The 22812-nt window shown below is 36.2% G+C and carries 20 protein-coding genes; 14 read left to right on the forward strand and 6 right to left on the reverse strand.

Translation table 11 applies throughout. The features are described from left to right. Positions 1–415: 415 nt before the first annotated feature. From WCV66_RS15860 to WCV66_RS15870, 3 genes are all read right to left on the reverse strand, one after another. Positions 416–1111 carry an LrgB family protein gene (locus tag WCV66_RS15860; RefSeq protein ID WP_338786037.1) on the reverse strand — a complete coding sequence of 232 codons (696 nt, stop codon included), beginning with the start codon at positions 1109–1111 and terminating at the stop codon, positions 416–418. After that, on the reverse strand, positions 1108–1476 hold the full coding sequence (locus WCV66_RS15865) for a CidA/LrgA family holin-like protein (RefSeq protein ID WP_338786038.1): 369 nt from the start codon (positions 1474–1476) through the stop codon (positions 1108–1110). The genes WCV66_RS15860 and WCV66_RS15865 overlap by 4 nt, the downstream gene beginning before the upstream one ends. 153 nt (positions 1477–1629) lie before the next feature. Continuing rightward, entirely contained in the window at positions 1630–2496 is an 867-nt protein-coding gene (locus WCV66_RS15870; protein ID WP_413789591.1) for a LysR family transcriptional regulator, read from the reverse strand. Between the two features lie 263 nt (positions 2497–2759). Between WCV66_RS15870 and WCV66_RS15875 the strand changes: the two genes are divergently transcribed. From WCV66_RS15875 to pdxK, 3 genes are all read left to right on the forward strand, one after another. Next, positions 2760–4037: an IS110 family transposase gene (locus tag WCV66_RS15875; protein ID WP_338786039.1), complete on the forward strand. Its 1278-nt coding sequence runs from the start codon at positions 2760–2762 to the stop codon at positions 4035–4037. A gap of 760 nt (positions 4038–4797) precedes the next feature. Continuing rightward, a complete protein-coding gene (locus WCV66_RS15880; protein WP_338786040.1) occupies positions 4798–6444 on the forward strand; it encodes a PAS domain S-box protein in 1647 nt (548 codons plus the stop codon). 235 nt (positions 6445–6679) lie between these two features. Further along, positions 6680–7519 (forward strand): pyridoxine/pyridoxal/pyridoxamine kinase, encoded by an 840-nt coding sequence (gene pdxK / locus WCV66_RS15885; RefSeq protein ID WP_338786041.1) that lies wholly within the window; start codon positions 6680–6682, stop codon positions 7517–7519. Between the two features lie 157 nt (positions 7520–7676). On the opposite strand, the gene WCV66_RS15890 is transcribed toward pdxK, so the two are convergent. Then, complete coding sequence (locus WCV66_RS15890; RefSeq protein ID WP_338786042.1) at positions 7677–9101, reverse strand: Na+/H+ antiporter NhaC family protein; 1425 nt, start codon at positions 9099–9101, stop codon at positions 7677–7679. An 832-nt stretch (positions 9102–9933) separates the two neighbouring features. Here WCV66_RS15890 and ltrA point away from each other — a divergent pair. After that, positions 9934–11193, forward strand: a complete 1260-nt coding sequence (ltrA, locus tag WCV66_RS15895) for a group II intron reverse transcriptase/maturase (RefSeq protein ID WP_338786043.1) — start codon at positions 9934–9936, stop codon at positions 11191–11193. A 109-nt stretch (positions 11194–11302) separates the two neighbouring features. On the opposite strand, the gene WCV66_RS15900 is transcribed toward ltrA, so the two are convergent. Beyond that, a complete protein-coding gene (locus WCV66_RS15900) occupies positions 11303–12295 on the reverse strand; it encodes a glycoside hydrolase family 43 protein (protein ID WP_338786044.1) in 993 nt (330 codons plus the stop codon). Between the two features lie 241 nt (positions 12296–12536). Between WCV66_RS15900 and WCV66_RS15905 the strand changes: the two genes are divergently transcribed. The 5 genes from WCV66_RS15905 (at position 12537) to rpiA (ending at position 17000) form a co-directional block, all read left to right on the forward strand. After that, complete coding sequence (locus tag WCV66_RS15905; protein ID WP_338786045.1) at positions 12537–13589, forward strand: LLM class flavin-dependent oxidoreductase; 1053 nt, start codon at positions 12537–12539, stop codon at positions 13587–13589. Positions 13590–14081: 492 nt separating this feature from the next. Further along, positions 14082–14315, forward strand: coding sequence for a hypothetical protein (locus WCV66_RS15910; protein WP_338786046.1), 234 nt, complete (start codon positions 14082–14084; stop codon positions 14313–14315). 375 nt (positions 14316–14690) lie between these two features. After that, positions 14691–14978 (forward strand): hypothetical protein, encoded by a 288-nt coding sequence (locus WCV66_RS15915; RefSeq protein WP_338786047.1) that lies wholly within the window; start codon positions 14691–14693, stop codon positions 14976–14978. 300 nt (positions 14979–15278) lie between these two features. Further along, entirely contained in the window at positions 15279–16268 is a 990-nt protein-coding gene (locus WCV66_RS15920) for a C-terminal binding protein (protein WP_338786048.1), read from the forward strand. A gap of 24 nt (positions 16269–16292) precedes the next feature. Continuing rightward, complete coding sequence (gene rpiA, locus WCV66_RS15925; RefSeq protein ID WP_338786049.1) at positions 16293–17000, forward strand: ribose-5-phosphate isomerase RpiA; 708 nt, start codon at positions 16293–16295, stop codon at positions 16998–17000. Positions 17001–17018: 18 nt separating this feature from the next. Here rpiA and WCV66_RS15930 read toward each other — a convergent pair whose 3' ends face one another. Further along, a complete protein-coding gene (locus WCV66_RS15930) occupies positions 17019–17183 on the reverse strand; it encodes a hypothetical protein (RefSeq protein ID WP_338786050.1) in 165 nt (54 codons plus the stop codon). A 355-nt stretch (positions 17184–17538) separates the two neighbouring features. Here WCV66_RS15930 and WCV66_RS15935 point away from each other — a divergent pair, with 355 nt between their 5' ends. The 5 genes from WCV66_RS15935 (at position 17539) to WCV66_RS15955 (ending at position 22767) form a co-directional block, all read left to right on the forward strand. Then, positions 17539–18540, forward strand: coding sequence for an LLM class flavin-dependent oxidoreductase (locus WCV66_RS15935; RefSeq protein ID WP_338786051.1), 1002 nt, complete (start codon positions 17539–17541; stop codon positions 18538–18540). Positions 18541–18779: 239 nt separating this feature from the next. Next, positions 18780–20060, forward strand: a complete 1281-nt coding sequence (locus WCV66_RS15940; RefSeq protein ID WP_338786052.1) for an MFS transporter — start codon at positions 18780–18782, stop codon at positions 20058–20060. 222 nt (positions 20061–20282) lie between these two features. Further along, positions 20283–21104, forward strand: coding sequence for an HAD family hydrolase (locus WCV66_RS15945; protein WP_413789672.1), 822 nt, complete (start codon positions 20283–20285; stop codon positions 21102–21104). A 290-nt stretch (positions 21105–21394) separates the two neighbouring features. Then, positions 21395–22108 (forward strand): SDR family NAD(P)-dependent oxidoreductase, encoded by a 714-nt coding sequence (locus WCV66_RS15950; protein ID WP_338786054.1) that lies wholly within the window; start codon positions 21395–21397, stop codon positions 22106–22108. 11 nt (positions 22109–22119) lie between these two features. Next, a complete protein-coding gene (locus tag WCV66_RS15955; protein ID WP_338786055.1) occupies positions 22120–22767 on the forward strand; it encodes a ThuA domain-containing protein in 648 nt (215 codons plus the stop codon). Positions 22768–22812: the final 45 nt, after the last annotated feature.

Here is a 22812-nt window from a genome sequence, read left to right on the forward strand (position 1 = left end):
ACAAACATGAAAAAAATGATTGAATTCATCTCAAACGGAATGAAACAATATGGCAAATCAATGGATAGTTATGGAATAGCCCTTATAAAAGTAAAAACAAGATCTTAAAGAATGCATTGTGTATCAAAGAACTACACAGCAATTTAAACTTAGATATCATCTTGCTTACACTCATAAAACACATACTCTAAACATGAAAAGCAGTCTAAATCTAAATTTAGACTGCTTTTTTCTTCGTTCAGGAAATTAAAATTCTTGAACTGTGGATAAGCGCACGACATCCAGCGCCTAGCCCCTCTAGGGTCTAGCTAATTTAGATTTGAAGGCAAAGAACGCCTACTATTCTAAATTAGCTTAATTGCCTGAGGCTGATCAAGGCGTCCTGAGCTTTTGTTCATATAAACATACCTTCTGATCAATTAATATGGGCAAGATTGATTAAAAACGGAATCAGCAAGCTGCCCCAAGCCATCGTAATCCATGCAGCAAAGATCATCGCAAGCGTGGAAAATGTCGCTTCTTGCTCACCGTATTCCATTGCTTTTGATGTACCAACTCCATGTGCACTCATACCTAGAGCTAAGCCTTTTGCAATTGGTGATTTTATCGATAACCATTTAATTTCAAACGGGCCAATTATCCCACCTATAATTCCAGTTAGGATAACAAAAATTGTTGTTAACGTTGGTAGACCACCGATTTCTTTTGACACTTCAATCGCAATTGGGGTAGTAATAGATCTTGGTAAGATACTAATAATAAATTCAGGATTTAAGTTAAGCAACATTGACAAAGCGAAGGATGAGAAGATCGCAACTAATGTTCCCACAGTTACACTTAAAACAATATTTCCGAGATATTTTTTCACTAAGTGGAAATGTTTGTATATTGGGATTGCGAAAGCTACTGTTGCAGGTCCTAACATATGTGTAATCCATTTAGACCCTTGTGTATAATGATCAGCAGGAATATGAAATAAGTAGATAAAAACGATAATGAAAATAGGACAAATTAATAACGGGTGGAAAAGTGGAAATGCCCATTTTTTATAACTGAATTTTGTAAGCTTGTAAATTATAAACGTGATAGTCGTAAATAAAAGAATACTCATCCTGATACACGATCTTTTCTCTTATGAATAAAATCAGATGTATAAGCAGTTGCTGCCATAACAATGAAGGTACTTAAGCCAATTAACAACACGGTTTCAATTCCTTGCCAACTTAATATCTCATCATAATTAACAATTCCTACTGCAGATGGAATAAAGAAAAGAAGCAATTCTGCTAATAACCAGTTGCCGCCTTTTTCAATCCATTCTAGTTTCACAATTTTAAAAAACAATGCTCCTAAAAGGAAAACCAATCCAATCATTGAGGCAGGGAGAGGAATTGAAATGAGTTCCTTCACACTCGCACCGATAAAAAGAAATAAATGGATAAATAAAATTTGTAAAATAATTGTGATGATTTTCATATGAAAATTCCTCCCTTTACTGAGGAAGGAGCATAGTATAGCTCCCTAATAACCAGTTAGTTTTTGGTTGATTAAGAACATAGTACTATGCTATTTGTTATTCGTATAATACATAATTATTATTGCTTGCATAACTTTTAGTTATAATGAAGCTCAAAGGAAAAATTCAATAAATGTTCTTGCCGCATAAGAAATATACTTATTTTTCTTTGTAATAACAGCTAAATTCCATGGTGTAACAGGTTCCAAATTCATAATTTTAACTTGCTTGTTCTCAACTCTATTACAAATGGATTCAGGTAAGATCGTTACCCCTAGATTTGCACCAACCATTTCAGACATAAAATCCCATTGCGAACTTTTAAATAATATTTTAGGCTCAAATCCTTCAGCAATGAATTTTTTCCACATAATATCATGTAGTGCAAAGTCCTCATGATAGAAAATAAATTCTTCATTCTTTAATTCATGTAAGTAGATGACATCACGATTTGCTAGACTATGGTTAAGGTGGATTATTAATTTCATTTCATCCTCGACAATTGGATAGATGTTAAATTCATTTTCATCAACTGGAAGTACAGCCACCCCAAGCTCGAATTCACTCTCCTCTACACCTTTAACAACCTTAGCCGCTCCATATTCTGTAATATTAATTGAGATATTTGGATATTTTTTATGAAATTCCGCCATGACACTTGGAAAGTAAAGACTCCCAATAATTGGAGGTAATCCAATGCTAATCGAACCTCTTTTTAAACTAGTCAAATCATTTAACGTAATCGACATTTCATCGATTTGTGATAACACTTTTTGAGCATATTCCATCACAATGAAACCACCATCTGTTAACTCACTCGTTTTATTAGTACGGATAATGAGTGTCATATCTAATTCTTCTTCAAGACTTTTGATCATTTTACTTAATGCTGGTTGTGAGATATGTAGTGCTTCAGACGCTTTAGTGATGCTTTTATGTTTAGCAACCTCAAGAAAATAGGTTAATTGCCGTAGCTCCAAGGAATGCACCTCCATATTTTATTATTTCAAAGGCTCTTTTCTAAGAGATTGTTGTTTTTGAACAAAACTGATTAGGTTGATTGGAACGGATATGCGAGACTCCTGTGGGAGTAGCGGGACAGATGAGACCCCGCAGGCGCTTCGCGCTGAGGAGCATTCCTGTTTAATATCCTTAAGGCTTCTTGCAAAACAAAAAGTCCTCTTGTATGATGCTTGAGTATCAACGACTAAATTGACTCATCACCATACAGGAGGACCATATGATGAATAGTAATATGAATACCAAAATTAATCAAGTATCTGAAAAAACACTTGTTATTGGAATAGACATTGCGAAGAAAAAACATTACGCATGCGCTATCGATGATCGTGGACGAATTTTGCAAAAACCGTTTCCGTTCATACAATCCCTTGATGGGTTTGAGCAACTACACAATATGATTCATTCTCTACTAGAATCACATGAAAAGACAGATGTCTTAGTCGGCTTTGAGCCCACAGGGCATTATTGGATGAACTTAGCTGCTTATTTAGTCGAAAATAATATTCAATTTGTCATGGTTAACCCTATGCATGTGAATAGAACGAAGGAATTAGATGATAACCTTCAAACTAAGAATGATCAAAAGGACGCTCGCGTTATCGCTTCTTTAATCCGCGATGGCCGGTTCAACTATACACGAATTTTAGAAGGGACAGAAGCCGAACTTCGTAATGGGGCGAGTTTTCGGACTAAAATGCAGGAAGACCTCGCATCACTTAAGAATCGAATGATTCGGTGGACAGATCTTTATTTCCCTGAGTTCCATCATGTATTCAAAAGCTTCGGTAAAAACGCATGCGCTGTTCTCGAGGTGACACCTTTGCCAATCGATTTTGATGGGAAAAATGATGAAGAACTTATCGCACTTTACAAAAGGGTTGAAGGAATAAAGTGTCTTTCCGTTTCTAAAATACAAAAGCTAAAATCAATAGCCAGTCAGTCCATTGGTTTAACTGAGGGGCTAGAAATGGCCCGATTTGAAATGGATACATTACTTTCTCAGTACAAAGCTCTTTCAAACCAACTGGAGGTCTTATCATCAAGGTTAAATGACCTCGCTCAACAATTGACAGACTATGAGTATATTTTATCTATTCCTGGTTTAGGCGAAAATACTGTTGTTGAACTACTCTCTGAGATAGGTTCCCTTAGGCAATATCAGCACCCACGCCAATTAATTAAATTAGCGGGGCTCACGCTTAGAGAAAACTCTTCTGGCCAACACAAAGGTCAAAAGAAAATTTCCAAAAGAGGTAGGAGGAAGTTACGGGCTATATTATTTAGAGTCATCCTCCCTATAATTCAACACAACATAGCGTTTAAATCTTTGTACCATTACTACACGACTCGTACTGTCAATCCATTAAAGAAGAAAGAAGCCATGGTTGTTTTATGCGGGAAATTACTAAAAATTCTACACGCTTTGTGTACAAAACGAGTGCACTTTAATGTAAATCATATGTTAACAGATCTCCATTGCCTCAAAGAGGCAGCCTAAGCAACTTCCTAGTTTGTAATCTAGACAATAGGATGACACGGAGAAGTTGGCACGAAATGAGCCATTAGACTAAGAGTCCCTTGAGGAGCATAGCCAGCCTCTGCCTTATGAATAGACCGAACGAAGGAATGTACGCGTTAGACGCCAAGAGACATGGGAGGGTACGTCATCATAAGATTCGCAGAGATCCGAAGTGCATCATATAAGCACTTAGAGTTAATCATTTCCAATTAACTCTAGCGAAGCGTAACCTCAGAATAACAATATTTTGAACTTTTGGAAATTGATGATAATCTGTAGTGAAAATCAGTAAGTGAAAATTTTTTTTCTATCTATTAAAACAGTTTTAAGCGTTGATATACCAACATTTCTAGAGGGAGGCTCATCGCCCGCCCCACGGAAAGCGAGCATCCTCTCGCTGCAATCAACCAACCCAATACTATTTTAAAAGCAACAAAGTTTGCGAAAACAGCCATTTCAAAAGAGACATGGTCCATCCTATTATAAAATAATTTCTTCAAATGACAATTTGATTAAGGTGAGTCTATCAGAAATATGTGAGTAGAGCATAAACTTTTTATCATTCACCACAAGCGAATAATCAGTTTTATATGAGAAAGAATAACACGACTTGAAATAGAACTACTAAAAGGAGTAGAAGACATCGAAGACGGGAATATGGTACTATGAATACAGTTTTAATAACAAATTAATGTAATACAACAATCAGTTTATTTATCATAGTGTAGGAGTTAGTAAAGTGAAGTATTCAGGAAGAATTTGGTCTCTAAGTATTTTGTTTATTTCTGGAATGGTTTTTAAAATCATTTCATATGTAAAATTTGGTTTTATTCCTTTATCTGAATGGTTGATAAATGCTATTTTTATCGTCCCTGTATGGTGGGTAGGATTACAGGTTGACAAATCGCGCTATTACGCTAAGGAACTAAAGGAAAAAGAGCAAGAATTGAACCAGCTTTTTAATAGTGTGGATGCAGTTATTTTCTCATATGACCTTCGTTCAAATCAGTTGATAGTTTCTTCAAAAGTGAAGGAATTATATGGTTTTTCATCAAATGAATTTGAACACAATTTCCAATTATGGAAAGAGGTTGTTTATCATGAGGATCTTGAACAAGTCCTTGAGTTTGAACAAGCGTTATTAGCAGGAAATGGTGGGATGAGCGAATATCGAATTTTACTTCCGAATGGTGAAGTGAAATGGATTCAAAAACGGATTACACCTATTTTTGATTCAAAAAGGAAGCTCATAAAACTAAATGGAATCGATATCGATATTAATGAACGCAAAAAAATAGGGGAATTACTTCATCATACCCAAGAACAAAATCGTAAACTACTAGTAAAACGTTTAGAAGAAACCGAACAACGATATAAATCTTTATTTGAACATAATTCGGAAGCGATTTTTACATTTTGTCTAGGACGACATTTAATCGATGCAAATAAAGCCGCTGAAAATTTACTAGGTTATAGTTTGGAAGAACTCAAACACATGAATTGGGAGTCAATCATTGTACCAGAAGACTTCGATAAGTATACGGGGCATTTTAATAGTGTAAATCGATATGAAACGAGGGAAATGACCTTATCATTGATCAACAAAGATGGGAGTAAACGAATCGTTCAGATGAAAATGATTCCTATCATTACAGATAATGAATTTAACGGGATATTTGAAATTGTTAAAGATGTTACTGAATCAAAGTTAGCTGAGGAAATGATCAGAAGATCTGATAAGCTATCAGCAGTTGGTCAGCTTGCTGCAGGTGTTGCCCATGAAATCCGAAACCCTTTAACAACGCTTAGAGGTTTTATCCAATTTTTAAAACAAGATATTGATAAAAACTATATTGAGATCATGTTAACTGAATTAGATCGTATAAACATGATTGTTAGTGAATTTCTTATTCTTTCTAAGCCTCAAGGTATAAACTATCAATTAATCGATTTAAAGCGCATCGTACAAACGATTGTGTCGCTGCTGGACACCCAAGCAAAAATCAATAATGTCCAGATTTTATCAGATTTAGATGTAGATCATTCGCTCATTACAGGTGAACCGAATCAACTAAAACAAGTGATTATTAATCTCTTAAAAAATTCAATTGAAGCAATGCCAAAGGGAGGAGAAATAACGGTGTACCTTAAGCAAACAGATCCTAATGCTTTGAGTATCGTTATTCAAGATCAAGGTATCGGTATTCCAGCAGATCTAATTCCTAAATTAGGGGAACCCTTTTTCACAACAAAAGAGGAAGGTACAGGACTTGGATTAATGGTATGCTATAAAATCATTGAAAATCATGGGGGCGCGATTAATATTTCAAGTGAACCAAATAAAGGGACATCTGTTGAAGTATCTTTACCTATTAATTTTAGATAATGAAAAAGTTTAACAAATGGCTTTGTATTTAATTGAAAAAGAAGAGGATTCAAAATACAAGAAAAAGTATGCAACTGTTTGGAAAAAGGCTTGAAGAAATCCTGAGTTACAGGAACGTAATAATTAAAATCGGATGACTTCACATAAAATTAGAGTTATCATATTTCAATGATAGGTTACGAAAAAATACTTCCTATCTAAACCATTTTTTCGTTACAACAAGGAGGCACATAACATGACAATGAAAAAAGCATTAACAATTGCTGGATCTGATACGAGTGGTGGTGCAGGAATACAAGCAGATTTAAAAACATTTCAAGTGCTTGGCGTATACGGGATGACTTCATTAACTGTCATTGCGACTATGGATCCGAAAAATCACTGGCATCATAGTGTATTTCCAATTGCAATAGATGCACTAGAGGCTCAACTAGATACAGCCCTTTCAGTGGGAATTGATGCAGTGAAAACAGGTATGCTTGGTACAGTTGAAACGATTGAAACAGCAGCAAAGAGAATCAAAGAAGCTGGGCTAAATAACGTAGTCATCGATCCTGTTATGGTCTGTAAAGGAGAAGACGAGGTTCTAAATCCAGAAACAGCTGATGCATTACGAGAAGTAATGGTGCCACTCGCAACAGTTGTAACACCTAATCTGTTCGAAGCGAGTCAGCTAGCAAAAACAGGTCCAATCAGAACGATTGATGATATGAAAAATGCTGCAGTTAAAATAAATGAACTTGGTGCCAAATATGTGTTGATCAAAGGCGGCAGCAAATTACAGCACGAAAAAGCAGTTGATTTGTTATTTGATGGCAAGGAATTTAAGCTATATGAAAATGAACGAATCGACACGACTTATATTCATGGGGCAGGCTGTACATATTCTGCAGCGATTACAGCAGAGCTAGCAAAAGGAAAATCGGTATTAGAAGCAATTGATGTAGCAAAAGCGTTTATTACAGACGCGATTCGTCATGGCTGGAAGCTAAATGAATATGTTGGCCCTACAATGCATGGTGCCTACCGTTTGTATGGCGCAGGTCGTTTGGAATCAGAGCAGTTTGCAAAGTAAAAAGTTAGTTGAATAAAGTTGAAGCCTTAGTTCTTGTTCCAGGGACAAGGCTTTTTTAGTTGGAAATCTATTTTCTAAGGGTAACATCTATAGCATATTTCCTTTTTGGAGCAAATACACTTCCAAGTAGTTCATGCAATATACCAAAATTCAATATTCAAACAACAAATAAACCACTAACAAGATAAAGAACGATTGCAATAACCCCACCTATGGCGGAAATTTTCAGTTTATAGCGGGCATAATCAACAATAGACAAATCAAGAATCGATGCAGTTGTAATGGTCGTATCACCCAATGGTGAAGTTAATGCACCAAATGCGCCACTTGCAAAAACTGCACCAACAGTTAATGGGACTGAAGCACCAGTTGAAACAGCTAATGTCAATCCTAATGGCATAAATAATCCCCATGTTCCCCATGATGATCCAATAAAGTAACCGACAATTGAACCAATCAGAAAAATCGTTGCAGGTGTCATAAAAGCTGGTAAAAATGATCCTAAGGTTGAACTAATGAAATCTGAAAACCCTAGATCCTCAGCAGAAAGTGTTAGTGCCCAAATCAAAACGAGCAGACTAATGGCCTCCATCATTTGATTACCACCATCATAAAAATGATATAAAATTTCGTGTAATTGCTGTCTGCGTACAATGTAAAAAATAAACGTAATGATTAGTGTGATAAAAACGGCTAACAACATGACAAATGTTGCGTCTGCCATTGAAAGAGCTTCAAAAAGGGTTTTCGCTCCTTTAGCCATTCCATCCTGCCATAAAAGAAATAATGATAATCCTAGGAGTAAAAAGACAGGGATAATCAAATTCCACGGTTGAGCTTTAACCAGCGATAATTCTCTCTTAATTCCAACTCGGTGAAATTCGTGCTCATCTTCATCTACTTTAAGGTTGCTTTTGGTGGAATCATTTGTTTTTTTAGTAGGATTCCAGAATGTTTGAAGGATACCAATAACCAACATTACAATTGCAAAAAAGTTAAACAAAATGCTAAGTAAGAAGACTCGGTATGGCGACATTTCTAGTTGAAGCTCTTGAATGCCAGCTCCGACTAAAGATACCATAAATCCGACAAATGCCGTAGCAACTGGCAAAAGGACGATAACAGACTCGGTTGAAATATCCATTATCAGACCTACCTTTTGCTTTGATAGGTTCATTTTTTTGATCAAAGATTTGACGACAGGACCAATCATCATGATTCGAAACATTGGCATCATAAACGTAAAAGGGAGTGTAAGCCAAATTAGTTTCAACAATCCGCGCTCCGTCTTTATTCTAGTGCCAACCCATTCCGAAATCCCCTTAATGCCACCTGATATATTCATCATTCCTACTAGTCCGCCAAATAAATATAGAAACCCGATAATTTTAATATTTGTTTCTTCAGACAATGTAGTAACGATATATAATACCGATTGTTGCGACCCCGCCAAAAAATCAGATGTAACAATCATCGAACCAACAAGAAGTCCAACTACAAGACCTGGTAAAATATTTTTTAGCCATATAGACATTGATATGACTATAAGAAATGGTAACAGAGAAAGCCAAGTATGTTCCAAAGTCTGTTCCTCCTAACTCTGTTACAATTTTTCCCGTTATTTGGTTTATTCATTCAATGAACTTAATTATGAATGGTTAGAATTGGATAAAAAAAGCTTGAAAAAATAAATTGTTGTCAGCAAGACACAGTATTAAAAAAATAGTCTCTGAGAATGAAATGAGTCAACAGGAGAAAGTAATAATGAAGTCATAGAAATGAACTTTTTAGAGGGCAGAAATAAACCATTTTAAAGGAATAAGATCACCACATCTCTAAAGTGCGGTGATCTTATTTAAGTGCGCCCAGCATGGGTGCAGTCTATAGGGTGAAAGTCCCGAACTGTGAAGGCAGAAGTAGCAGTAGCTTAACGCAAGGGTGTCTGTGGTGACGCAGAATCTGAAGGAAGCGAGCGGCAAACCTCCGGTCTGAGGAATACGAACTTCATATAAGGCTAGATACCATTGGATGAGTTTGCTTAACAAAACAAAGTCCTTTCTGCCGAAGGTGGTATAGAGTAAATGAAGCAGATAGATGGAGTGAAAGACTGTACTCTTACCTGGGGAGGTCTGACTGATAAGCCAAGCACTCTTGGCAACCTATCTATTGATAGATAGCTGAACAGTCAGAAGTCAGCAGAGGTCATAGTACCTTTCAAACTCGAGAATGAAAGGGAAGGACTGAACAAGTTAGGAAGGATGAGAACTAGGCGTTCATAAGTAGTGTAGAAACAGACAATCTCTTACGAGACTTACTTGAAGGAAGAAGTGGTGAATACACAGGGGACTTCAAGAGGGTGGAGCTACTAATGGCACAAATAGAACATCTCATTCACGTAGAGAGGATATATCTTAATGTTAATGGAACGAATTCTATCACGAGAAAACTTACTGAACGCTCTTAAACGAGTGGAACGTAACGGAGGTAGTCACGGTGTAGACAAGATGTCGACCCAAAACCTGCGTTCGTATATTGTCGAGCACTGGGACGAATTGAGAAAGTCTCTCCAACAGGGAACCTATGAACCTCAACCCGTTCGTCGTGTCGAAATCCCGAAACCAAACGGCGGAGTTAGATTACTAGGAATCCCAACCGTGATAGACCGTTTCATTCAACAAGCGATTACTCAAACATTAACCCCAATTTATGACCCAACATTTTCTGAAAACAGTTATGGGTTTCGTCCACAAAGACGAGGGCATGACGCTGTACGGAAAGCGAAAGGATACATCGAAGATGGTTATAGGTGGGTAGTCGACATAGACTTAGAGAAATTCTTCGATAAAGTGAACCATGACAAACTCATGGGGCTACTGTCAAAGCGTATTGACGATAAAGTTCTACTAAATCTTGTTCGAAAATATCTCAATGTCGGGATTATGATGGGTGGCGTGGTCTCACAAAATACAGAGGGAACTCCACAAGGAGGTCCGCTAAGTCCACTACTTTCAAATATCATCCTAGATTTGTTAGATAAAGTATTAGAGAATAGAGGGCATAAATTCGTGAGGTATGCGGATGATTGTAATATTTACGTGAAATCTAAGAAAGCTGGCTTACGAACAATGGCGGGTGTAACGTCTTTCATTGAAAAGAAGCTTAGTTTAAAGGTAAATCGTGAGAAATCAGCCGTAGAACGACCATGGAACCGAAAATTCTTAGGCTTTAGTTTTACTAACAGAAAAGAGCCGAAAATACGTATATCCAAACAAAGCATCAAGAGATTTAAACAGAAGGTTAGGGAAATAACGTCAAGAAAATCACCGATACCAATGGATGTAAGAATAAAGAAATTAAATCAGTATTTAGTGGGTTGGTGTGGGTATTACGCATTGGCAGATACTCCAAGTATCTTTAAAGGTTTGGAAAGTTGGATTCGAAGAAGACTGAGATTGTGTTACTGGAAACAGTGGAAACTTCCTAAAACAAGGATAAGGAAACTTATAGGACTAGGAATTGATAAACACAAAGCATATGAATGGGGAAATAGCAGAAAGGGCTACTGGCGAATAACCAGTAGTCCAATCCTTCACCGTGCCCTCAATAACTCTTTCTGGAGAAAAGAGGGTCTCAAAAGTCTATCTGAACGATACGAAACTTTACGTCACACTTAATTTGAACCGCCGTATACCGAACGGTACGTACGGTGGTGTGAGAGGTCGGGGGTTAGTCACCCCCTCCTACTCGATTACATTGCCGAGCTGATATTAATCTATGAATCTTTTATCCTTTTATTGTTTGATAAGGATCGATCGTCTGAATTGTACCATCTTCGTTATATGTTAATTCGGTATATTTCACACTACGCTTGTGGTTAACGCCACCTGATAAAGAGCAATCATGATAAAATAAATACCATTTATCCTCAAATTTAACAATGGAGTGATGAGTAGTCCAACCTTCTACAGGAGTTAGGATTTTTCCTTTGTACACATAAGGACCTTGTGGATTTTCGCTTATGGCATAAACAATACAATGTGTAGTTCCTGTTGAATAGGATAAATAATAATAGCCATTATATTTATGAACCCATGGACCTTCGAAAAATCTTCTGTCTTCATCACCAGCAAGGATTGGCTTACCATCTTCGTCAACAATTTTGATCTCTTGGGGTTTTCCTTTAAAACTTAGCATATCATCACTTAATTCAGCTATTATCGGTCCTAAAGCAGGTTCTGATTCAGCAGGACCAACTGCATTTGGATCAAAGGTACCTGTTTGCCATTTTTCTAATTGTCCGCCCCAAAGACCACCAAAATAAACATATGCCTTATTGTTATCATCTACTAAAACAGCGGGATCAATACTAAAACTACCAGGTATGTAATTTTCTTGAGGTGTGAAAGGTCCAGCAGGGCTTGAACTTGTCGCTACACCTATTCTGAAAATATCATTTTGATCCTTTGCTGGGAAAAATAAATAATACGTGTTGTTTTTATAAGCTGCGTCTGGTGCCCACAATTGTTTTTTTGCCCAAGGAATATCTTTAAGGTGAAGTACTTCTCCGTGATCAACACACGCTGATTCAACATTATCCATGGATAGGACATGATAATCTTCCATAGCATATTGGTCACCATTATCATTAGATGGACCATCATGGTCAAGATCATGTGAAGGATAAATGTAGAGTTTACCTTCAAATACATGTGCAGAAGGATCAGCAGTATAAATGTGTTCGACTAAAGGATGATTAGGTTTTGTGTGTTTTTCCATGTTCTGTTCTCCTTATCTAGTAAAAACTGTAATAGTAAGCGCTTTATTCTATTATATCAATGTTAATCTATCATTCAATTTAAATTTGAATATAATTCTTAATTTTCTAGTCAAAAGCATAGCTAGTGAATAGTTTAAGGATTTTGAAGCTCCTAAGGGAAGAAGAGAGCAATCGTTAGTCAACGACTATTTCTTGTTGTAATATAAACTAGACTTAAAACATGAAGTAGGAGTGGTTTTAGTGGAGATAGGTGTGAGTACTTTTGTAGAGACAACACCAGATGTACAAACTGGTGAAGTGATAAGTCATGCACAACGAATACGTGAAGTTGTCGAGGAAATTGTTTTAGCAGATCGAGTAGGACTAGATGTTTTTGGTGTAGGGGAACACCATCGCGAGGATTTTGCAGCATCTTCTCCTGCGGTCATCCTTTCTGCGGCCGCGTCACAGACGAAACGAATCCGTCTGACAAGCGCCGTTACGGTGCTTTCTTCTGCCGATCCAGTGCGAGTGTTTCAAGATTTTGCTACACTTGATGCCATATCGAATGGTCGTGCAGAGATAATGGCGGGCCGAGGTTCCTTTATTGAATCGTTTCCTCTTTTCGGGTATGAGTTGAAGGATTATGATGAGTTGTTTGAAGAGAATCTTGAGTTATTATTAAAAATAAGAGAATCTGAGAAGGTAACCTGGAGAGGTGGGCACCGACCGGCTATTAATAATCTTGGTGTGTACCCACGTCCAGTGCAAAATCCTCTACCTATTTGGATTGGCAGTGGTGGTAATCAAGAATCCGTCATCCGCGCAGGCCTCCTAGGTCTTCCTCTGGTGTTAGCAATTATTGGCGGTCGTCCTCTACAATTTGAGCCGCTCGTGCAGCTTTATAAAAAGGCTGCAACCCACGCTGGCCATGATCTATCCAATTTAACAGTGGCATCACATTCACACGGTTTCATTGCGGAGGATACCCAAGTAGCGGCCGATAAATTTTTCCCTTCAACCCAGCAAGTTATGAACAAGCTAGGACGTGAGCGAGGGTGGGGGCCATATCATCGATCAAGCTTTGATGCCGCGCGTAGCTTTGAAGGCGCCTTGTACGTAGGAGATCCGGAGACTGTAGCCGAAAAAATTATTCACCTTCGAAAGAACGTTGGCATTACACGCTTTATGCTTCACGTACCAGTTGGCACAATGCCACATAATGATGTAATGCAAGCAATTGAACTATTAGGTAAAGAGGTAGCACCAATGGTTCGAAAGGAAATTGCTAAATGGGAAATGGAGAGTGAATAAGTATAAGTACAATGGATGATCAATGCCGACAACTTTATATGTCGGCTCTATTTTTCAATTACAAAATAGCCTCCAGACACATAATAGTCACTATTTTCGTTTACTAGGTAAAGGAATGAACAGATTATTAATGAATAATTGTTAAAAAATGTCCGAGAAATCTATTTTTTGAAAATTATTATTTTTCGATTGAATATTATCGGAATAAAATAATGAATTCTTCCTATTTACTCCTCTTTAAAGACAGAACCTTTAACTACCAACACTAGATCTTTCTTTAAATAATCATCTATTGAAATAAAGAATTATATCAATACTCCGAACGACTTTTCTAAATTTTACAACATTTCACTTTCGTATTCTCACCTATATATGACTATGATAAGATCGTAAAGGTTTTGGAATAATTGATATGTTCATGAGAGATACGAGTCTATCTGACTAAATTGAACATCTCCAAAATAAGTATAAAATAAAACGATGAGGTGCGTAATGAAAGCGGTTAATCACGTCCAAAATGAAAATATGGATCTATTATTGGAAATATATAATCTAAAAACGACTTTAAGTGATTTGTACTCTAAAAAAGGTCCGGCTAATGGTGAATATATATCAATTTCAATTAAATTAGATTTGCTATTAAAACAATATATCGAAGAGAAAATGACTATGTTAAATGATGAATTGATAGAAATGCAGAAACAAAATGGACTTTCTGCTTCATAAGTCTTTTCTGCCGAGTATTGAACTAGTTAAAGAAGTAGGTAGTTGTCTATTTATTATTTTTAAAACGAGAATATTAAATGTTTTGGACCAGATCGTTAAATAGTAAATGGAAAGTGATATATTCCTTTATTAAAAAATTGACTCGTGTACTTTCTACTTTTTAAGTAACAAGGTTCTCTTTATAAATCTAAACAATAAACTCTCTAAAAAAGAGAGTTTATTGTCATTATGGAAAATAAACTATTGGTAAGTAACTTTAAGATAAAAACAAGGGAATAGGGATTGACAAATTTAACATCAATAGGGATTATTATGTAAACGTTTATAATAATTGTGAGGTTATGAAAATGAGAATAACGATAAAGGATGTAGCCCGTGAAGCTAATGTTTCAATTAAAAGTTCAGTACAATACCCCATATATTCGTCACTTACCGACTACTTTACAAGTAGGTGAGACACTGAATGGAAATTATCAAGAAAAGATTAATCGTCCAACCTTTAAAGATCCATATACTATTGAATTAGAAAACTTTTATGAGGTTGTAACGAAAGGAATCGTTCCTAAAACAACTCCTGAAGATTTTAAAGAAGATTTAAATCTCTTTAGTCAGATTATTGATGCCTTGAAACAAAATAACGTGAATACCTTTATTCATAGATGACAAGAAAGAAGTTTGAAAATGGAACGAGTAAGTATCTCGTATTCTTTTATTAACCAACTCTGGTAAAATTTCTAATAATAAATAAATGGGCCCTCCTTTAACTTTATAGGTAAATGGGGGCTTATTTTGTATAAGGCTCTGTAAATGTTCACTGTTTGTTGATTTTTGCATTTTATTTATTGGATCTGAAAGAGTATGTCTACACAAGGATTTATGAAAGTGTTTGTTGAACTAAATAACAGTAAATCATTGATTTGACAGATTAATTTATTTTAACAGTGGGAAAAGGAGGATAGGACAATGAGTAAATACAAAGTATTGGTTACTGACTATACATACAAAACTCTGGAGCCAGAGAGAGAAATTTTAGAAAAGGTAGGTGCGACACTGATAACAGCTCAATGTTCCACCGAAGATGAAGTGATAGAAGCTGCTCAAGGAGTAGATGGAATCATGAATCAATATGCACCAATTTCACGTAAAGTGATAGATACCTTGCCGAACTGCAGAGTGATTTCAAGATATGGTGTTGGTTTTGATACAATTGATCTAAATGCTGCGACTGAAAGAGGAATAATGGTATGTAATGTGACAGATTATTGTATTGACGAGGTATCAAATAATGCCTTCGCCTTACTCATTGCTGGAGCGAGAAAGATTGTTAAGCATAATAAAGAGGTTAAAAGTGGGAATTGGGATTATAAACTAGGCGGACCTGTTTTTCGATTAAATGGTCGTACTTTAGGGTTGATTGGTTTAGGGAATATCCCAAAAGCACTAGCTAAAAAAGCACAGGCATTTGGTCTAAAGGTAATCGCCTATGATCCATATGTTCATGCTGAAACTGCAGAAGCCATAAATGTTGACCTTGTAGATCTTGAATCGCTTTGCCAAGAGTCCGATTATCTTTCAGTTCATGCACCGTTAAACAATAACACAATAGGAATGGTAAGTGATGCAGAGTTCAATTTAATGAAAACGGAAGCATTTATTATTAACACCTCTCGTGGACCTGTCATTGATGAATCAGCGTTAATAAAAGCCTTACAAGCTGGGAAAATTGCTGGAGCAGGGCTTGATGTATTAGAAACAGAACCGCTCTCTAGTAATAACCCACTAATAAAAATGGACAATGTAATCCTAAGTCCACATTCAGCTTATTATTCAATAGAATCAGAATTGGAATTGAAACAAAAAACAGCTCAAAATATAGCAGATGCTCTAATCGGAAAAACCCCAAAATACCTTGTAAATAAAGGTGTATGTAAAAATAATCAATCAACATTCTAATCGATTTAGGAAAGGAGATTATGTATGTCAGAACAGCTTGATTATACGAAATTAATTGAACAAAGCGATTATCAGAAAAAAATGGCAGCTGAAAAATCAGTTGAATTAATTGAAGATGGAATGATTATTGGGTTAGGTTCAGGTTCAACTGTTTACTGGATGCTTAAAAGATTAGGTGAACGGGTGAAAGAAGGGTTGATAGTAAAAGGAATACCCTCCTCTAAAAGAACAGCAGGATGGGCAGATGAATTTGGAATACCTTTAACAGGTTTTCATGAACCAATGCAGCTTGATTTAGCTATTGATGGTGCTGATGAGATAGATGGGGATTTGAATCTCATCAAAGGTGGTGGAGGATCACTAGTTAGAGAAAAAATAGTCAATGCTGCGGCCAATCGATTAATCATCATTGCTGACAAATCAAAAATGGTTTCTCATTTAGGAGAATCAGCTTTACCTGTTGAAGTACTCCCTTTTGGATGGGAGATAACTGCTAAGCATATTTCTCAACTTGGCTGTGTAACCACATTAAGAAAAAAGAAAAAGGAAGTATTCATATCAGATAATGGAAACTATATACTGGATTGTCAATTTGATCATATAGCAAACCCTAAAAGTCTTCATGAATCGTTAAAGCTACTAGTTGGAGTAGTTGAAACAGGATTATTTATTGGAATGACTAATCAAGTGATTATCGGTGAAAACGAAAGTATCAAAATCATTTATTCATAAATAGTGTAATCATGGCAATTATTTAAGATCATTTAAATTGGATGCCTGTCCTAAATTTTTCAAAGATTTATTAAATGCCTCTGATCTGTTAGTTAGTTCTTGCTCTAAATGTACTTCTTCAGTATTTGTATCCCAGATGCTAAATTTAATTGAATCTTGTTGAAATTCTTCCTTGTTGGTCATTTTTTTCACTCCTGATATTAGTTTAGTTTGGAATAGGTTGATATAATAGATAGTATTTTGCAAATAAAGGCATTTTATTCTAATGTTTTTTATTGAGTGTTGATAATAGTAAAAGGTTGCTGTTGTTTTTAAACGGCAACCTTTTATCTATTTACGGAGGATGTATATCCTTCAGGACGGATAGAATAATGATCTTTCTTAGTTACCTTGAGAAAAGGTTAATAATTAAGGTCTGAAGATGGAATGTTAAACGAAAGACCTTATGACCGTTTTTATCTCCAAGCAAAAAAGTTTGTTTCCACCGTTTAAATTGTTACGATAGTAAGGAATTTTCATTAAGAGAGGATAAAGTAACATGACAAATATACAAATACCCGTATCAGTCTTAAATCTTGCACCTATTCGCGAAGGGCAGGGAGCTAAAGCTGCAATTGAAGCGGTGGTCGATTTAGCTCAGGCAACTGAGAAAATGGGCTATACACGATATTGGATTGCTGAGCATCATAATACACCTACACTCGTGAGTTCGGCTACTTCGATTTTAATAAAACATACATTAGAACATACAGATCACATACGTGTTGGATCAGGTGGGATCATGCTGCCGAACCATTCACCTTTAGTTGTAGCCGAACAATTTGGAACGATGGCAGCAATCTATCCAGATCGATTGGACTTGGGTCTTGGTCGAGCACCTGGAACAGATATGAAGACTGCAGGTGCACTTAGAAGATCACAAAATGATTCTGTCTATACCTTTCCTGATGATGTGAATGCCTTGCTAACGTTTTTTGGTCCTGAGGAACATCAAGGTTTTGTAAAAGCTTATCCTGGTGTTGATTCGAATATACCAATTTATATCCTTGGTTCTTCAACAGATTCAGCATATTTAGCGGCGAAATTAGGCTTGCCATATGTATTTGCTTCTCACTTTGCACCAAGATATATGGAAGAAGCAATCTCAATTTACCGTAATCGATTCCAGCCCTCCGAATATCTGGATTCTCCATATATGATGGTATGTTTAAATGTAATTGCCGCAGAAACGGATGAAGAGGCTAAGTTTGAATCAACAACGATGCAACAATTTTTCTTAAATGTTGTACGTGGTTCTCAAACTCCATTACGTCCCCCAGTTGAAAGTATGGATCACATTTGGAGTCAGCCCGAAAAAGAAATGGCAACATCAATGTCAAGCGTGACATTAATGGGTGGAAAAGATTCGATCCGTGAACAACTTTCACGTTTTCAAGAAAAATATAATGTCGACGAAATCATGGCTGTTTCGTATATCTATGATCCAGACAAACAAAAACGCTCTTATGAAATATTAAAAGAAGTCGTTGATGGTAAATAAAGAATGAATTAAAAAGAGGGTGACTCAAAAGGGTATGACACCTCCCGGCATTACTAATATATAGTAGCCTTTAACTTTTAAGGTGCTATATATTGTGTTGGAGGGGTCTGACCCTTTGGTTTTGAGTCACCCTCTTTTTGTCGGAATTTAGGTTGGGAAATAAAGGACCTCGATGCTAACTAGATAAATCTAGAGTATAATTAGGAAAGGGGAATATTAGCTAACAGGAGTACAGACAAATGGACAAACAAAATAGCAAATTCAGGTGGATCGTTTTTGCCACTGTATTGTTTACTTATTTTATTATTGTAAGTCAAAGAACTGCACCAGGATTAATTTCAGATCAATTGATGAAAGATTTCAATGTAACTGCGTCAACCATTGGTTTGCTTGCAAGTATACAATTTTTTGCATATGCTGGTTTGCAAGTTCCGATCGGAATATTATCTGATCGTTTTGGGCCTAATCTCTTTCTAATTGTAGGGACACTTCTAACTGGTGTAGGGACGTTACTTTATAGTCTAGCACCTAATGAATCTATTTTATTTCTTGCTAGATTAATAGTAGGAACAGGAGATGCGACAATTTGGGTGAATGTCGTTTTAATTTTAAGCCAGTGGTTTAAAGGAAATGAATTTATTAAATTGCTTGGTATGGCAGGAATGACTGGGAGCCTTGGGTTCTTGATGGCAACTGTACCTTTTTCAATTTGGATTGCCTTATCAGGGTGGAGAGCGTCATTTTTTACAATGGGAGTCATTTTATGTCTTTGTGGAATTCTACTCTATTTCGTCCTCGTTAAATATCCAAAACGAATGGTCAAATACAATGCTATAACGAGTTCATCTTCAGTTAAATCTGAGCATAAACGTGAGAAAACGCTTGTTATATTGAATCGCATTTTTTCGAATCGTCAAGCGTGGGCAGCTTTTCTCTGTCACTTTGGTGCTGTAGGAACATATGTAGGATTCATCGGTTCGTGGGCAGTGCCATATGGCATGGATATATTTGATATGACACGTTCCGGTGCAAGTCAATTTATTATGATTGGCCTAATTGGTGCATTAATTGGTGCTCCTTTAACTAGTTGGATTTCTAGTCGCATGCAATCAATTAAAATACCTTATATTACTGTGCATTTGCTTGTTTTTCTAAGCTGGTCTGCTTTTCTTTTATTTAGCGGAAAGCCGCCTCTCATTATCCTTATGGTGCTCTTTTTATTGATCGGATATGGAAATGGCGCAAGCGCCTTAACATTTGCTATTGTTCGCCAGTCGTTTGATGTAAAAGAGGTCGGTGTTGCCTCGGGATTTGCGAATATGGGAGGATTTTTAAGTGCCGTCCTATTACCGAGCTTTTTTGGAAAAGTATTGGATCATTTTCAACTTGCAGAAAGTAATGTTGGTTATCTTTATGGCTTTATGATCCCAGTTATCTTTTCAATGATTGGTTTATTTGGTGGATTTCTTATTAAGGAACAGCCTCAGGAAATAACACAAACAAAGGAATTAAGCGTTTAGATGTTCTTTCACCAAGGATCTGTTAAAGCTTTAACGCTCTTCTTTTATATAAAATAAAAGGGGAAATACAGTGTAATAAAGGGACTTTTAGTATAATAGAAAGTTCCTTTTTTACAATCGTAATTTTAGGTAGATAGTAACAGTGTATACTTATCTAGTAAACTTTTTCAAAAAGCAGGAGGAATCGTAGTGGAACAAAAAACAAAGACAATATTCTTAGATATGGATGGAACAATATTAAATCATCATAATAAGGTAAGTATACATACAAAAGAAATCATTGATGCCATACGGAATAAAGGAATAAATGTTTTTATTGCGACAGGAAGATCATTTGATGAAATAGCAGGAGTAGTTCCTGAAGGCTTTCAAGTGGATGGATTCGTTACTTCGAATGGTATGGCGGGATACTTGGGGAAGGAAGTCGTTTTTGAACATTCCCTATCACTTGAATTAGTAGAAAACGTTATTGAAAAAGCGAGAAAAACCAAGGTATACTATGAGCTTTTCCCATATGGAGCATCCCGAATGACGTTAAAACAAGATCAACAATATGTTGAGGATGAAATAAGAGAACCAAAGCCAGAGAGTGTGGGTATTAATGAGTGGCTTTCACGTAAAGAAGCGATTAAAGAAGAGATTGCTTGGACAGATACCATAGAGGGAAATCGATTTTCTAAGTTTTATTTCTTTGCGAGAACAAAAGAACATATAAATAGTTGGAAAAATGAGCTTGAACAATTAAAACGAGAAATCGATTTTTCTACATCTATATCTTCAGAACACAATGTAGAATTGATGGTTGCAAACGTAAACAAGGCAACAGGAATTAAACAGTTGTTAAAACATTTGGATTTGTCTGAGGATGGAGTTATGGCGATTGGTGATAGTGACAATGATATCCCGATGCTACAATTTGTTCCTCATGCCGTTGCAATGAAAAATGCACCAGATCATATCAAAGAAATAGTTGAAGAAGTAACAGATTTTACATGTGATGAAGATGGGGTATATCATTATTTAAAATCGAAATTTAACCTATAACTATCAATCTATTGGGGGACAGTCCCCAAAAATCTAGTGGAAATGGGTATTAATGTTTAAATTTTTATTAAACGATTGGAAGAATATTACCGTTACCTGAAGTGGTTCCATTATAAGGTGGAACCAACCACTTTAGGTATTTTTTTTCGCCCATTTTCACATATTGTCCTAAGTGATGAATTTAATAGTAGAAAGAACAAGGAATTATAAATCCAATGGAGAATACAAATATACATAGTTGTAAGTGCTTTCAATTTCGATAGTCTAAACAATTAGGGGGATTGGGATAAATGAAAAAGACCGTCTATATTACTGGGGCAGACAGAGGATTGGGGCTTGCTCTGTCAAAGGTTTTCCTTGAATCAAATTTTAAAGTGTTTGCTGGACGTTATATGCCGGATTGGACTGAGCTTGATGAATTAAAAAAGGAGTATGATCAGGACTTAGACATTTTTACGTTAGATGTAACGGATCAAGAATCTGTTAATGAGGCCGCGAATTATATAAACAGAAATGCTGGTCAATTAGATATACTTATTAATAATGCAGCGATTTACAAAGACCGTTCTGAGGATATTTTCGGTGAGTTTGTTTATGAGGATATGATGAAGCTTTATGATACCAATGCATTAGGTCCGTTGCGTGTATCAAAATCTGTTGTCCCATTATTAGTAAAAGGCACTAGTAAAATCTTAGCGAATATTTCATTAGAAGCTGGTAGTCTTGCAGATTCTTGGAGAAAAAAAGAATATGGCTATTGTATGTCAAAATCTGCATTAAACATGCAATTAACGATTATACAAAATCAAGTGGCGGAATATGGGATAAAGGTTTTAGCTTTTCATCCAGGTTATGTGAAAACATATATTATGGGTGATTTCAATCATGATGCAACCATTGATTCATCAGAATCGGCAACTGGAATTATGAAGGAAATATTGAAAGCACCAGCAATTGACGAACATATGTACATTGATTATCAAGGGAATAAATTGAATTGGTAGGTGAGAGGAAGTTGAAGAAAATTGTCGCATTACTAGGAGATTACTGGCATGCTGCAGATGATGCAAAGGCTGGTTTAGAAGCTGCATTGATAAGATTACCAATCAAAGATGAAATTGACCTACAATACATAACATATAAGGAAGTTTCACAAGTGCTTAGTGATAGACCAGACTTATTTATCAATGCTAAAATGGACCAACTAAACCCAAGGGATGAACAGGTAATTACTTGGTTAACCGAAGAATTGGATACGAAGCTCGTAAACTACGTAATAGAGGGAGGAAGTGTCCTAGCTTGGCATGCTGGAATGGCTGGATATTCAAGCGAAAGCAACTACATTCATATGTTGCGTGGATATTTTAATTATCATCCACCAGGACTTCAAGAGGTTACATACATGTTGAAGGATAATGAAAAAAGTGGAGAGAATACATTTTTCCTTTCAGATGAACAGTATTTTGTCCACTGTGATAAAGCAAATACAGAAGTTGACCTGTGGAGTACAGGTATCGATGGGGATTCGATCGCAGCCTGGAAGCATTCCTTTGGCAAAGGGAAAATATGCTGCTTTACACCAGCCCATACAAGAGAAGGGATGGTTAATGAAAACGTCTCAAGTTTGTTAGCAGAAAAAATAAATTGGATGTTAACTTTGTAGAGCATGAAGATGTTTTATTTATAGAAAACCCAAAAACAAATGCAA

Source organism: Metabacillus rhizosphaerae (assembly GCF_037201795.1).
Classification (GTDB): Bacteria; Bacillota; Bacilli; order Bacillales; family Bacillaceae; genus Metabacillus; species Metabacillus rhizosphaerae.

What these genes read in the sequence shown, in the direction of transcription:
- WCV66_RS15860 (WP_338786037.1), bottom strand. Translation starts at nt 1,111, where the DNA reads ATGAGTATTCTTTTATTTACGACTATCACGTTTATAATTTACAAGCTT.
- WCV66_RS15865 (WP_338786038.1), bottom strand. Translation starts at nt 1,476, where the DNA reads ATGAAAATCATCACAATTATTTTACAAATTTTATTTATCCATTTATTT.
- WCV66_RS15875 (WP_338786039.1), top strand. Translation starts at nt 2,760, where the DNA reads ATGAATAGTAATATGAATACCAAAATTAATCAAGTATCTGAAAAAACA.
- pdxK (WP_338786041.1), top strand. Translation starts at nt 6,680, where the DNA reads ATGACAATGAAAAAAGCATTAACAATTGCTGGATCTGATACGAGTGGT.
- ltrA (WP_338786043.1), top strand. Translation starts at nt 9,934, where the DNA reads ATGTTAATGGAACGAATTCTATCACGAGAAAACTTACTGAACGCTCTT.
- WCV66_RS15900 (WP_338786044.1), bottom strand. Translation starts at nt 12,295, where the DNA reads ATGGAAAAACACACAAAACCTAATCATCCTTTAGTCGAACACATTTAT.
- WCV66_RS15910 (WP_338786046.1), top strand. Translation starts at nt 14,082, where the DNA reads ATGAAAGCGGTTAATCACGTCCAAAATGAAAATATGGATCTATTATTG.
- WCV66_RS15920 (WP_338786048.1), top strand. Translation starts at nt 15,279, where the DNA reads ATGAGTAAATACAAAGTATTGGTTACTGACTATACATACAAAACTCTG.
- rpiA (WP_338786049.1), top strand. Translation starts at nt 16,293, where the DNA reads ATGTCAGAACAGCTTGATTATACGAAATTAATTGAACAAAGCGATTAT.
- WCV66_RS15930 (WP_338786050.1), bottom strand. Translation starts at nt 17,183, where the DNA reads ATGACCAACAAGGAAGAATTTCAACAAGATTCAATTAAATTTAGCATC.
- WCV66_RS15935 (WP_338786051.1), top strand. Translation starts at nt 17,539, where the DNA reads ATGACAAATATACAAATACCCGTATCAGTCTTAAATCTTGCACCTATT.
- WCV66_RS15940 (WP_338786052.1), top strand. Translation starts at nt 18,780, where the DNA reads ATGGACAAACAAAATAGCAAATTCAGGTGGATCGTTTTTGCCACTGTA.
- WCV66_RS15945 (WP_413789672.1), top strand. Translation starts at nt 20,283, where the DNA reads ATGGATGGAACAATATTAAATCATCATAATAAGGTAAGTATACATACA.
- WCV66_RS15950 (WP_338786054.1), top strand. Translation starts at nt 21,395, where the DNA reads ATGAAAAAGACCGTCTATATTACTGGGGCAGACAGAGGATTGGGGCTT.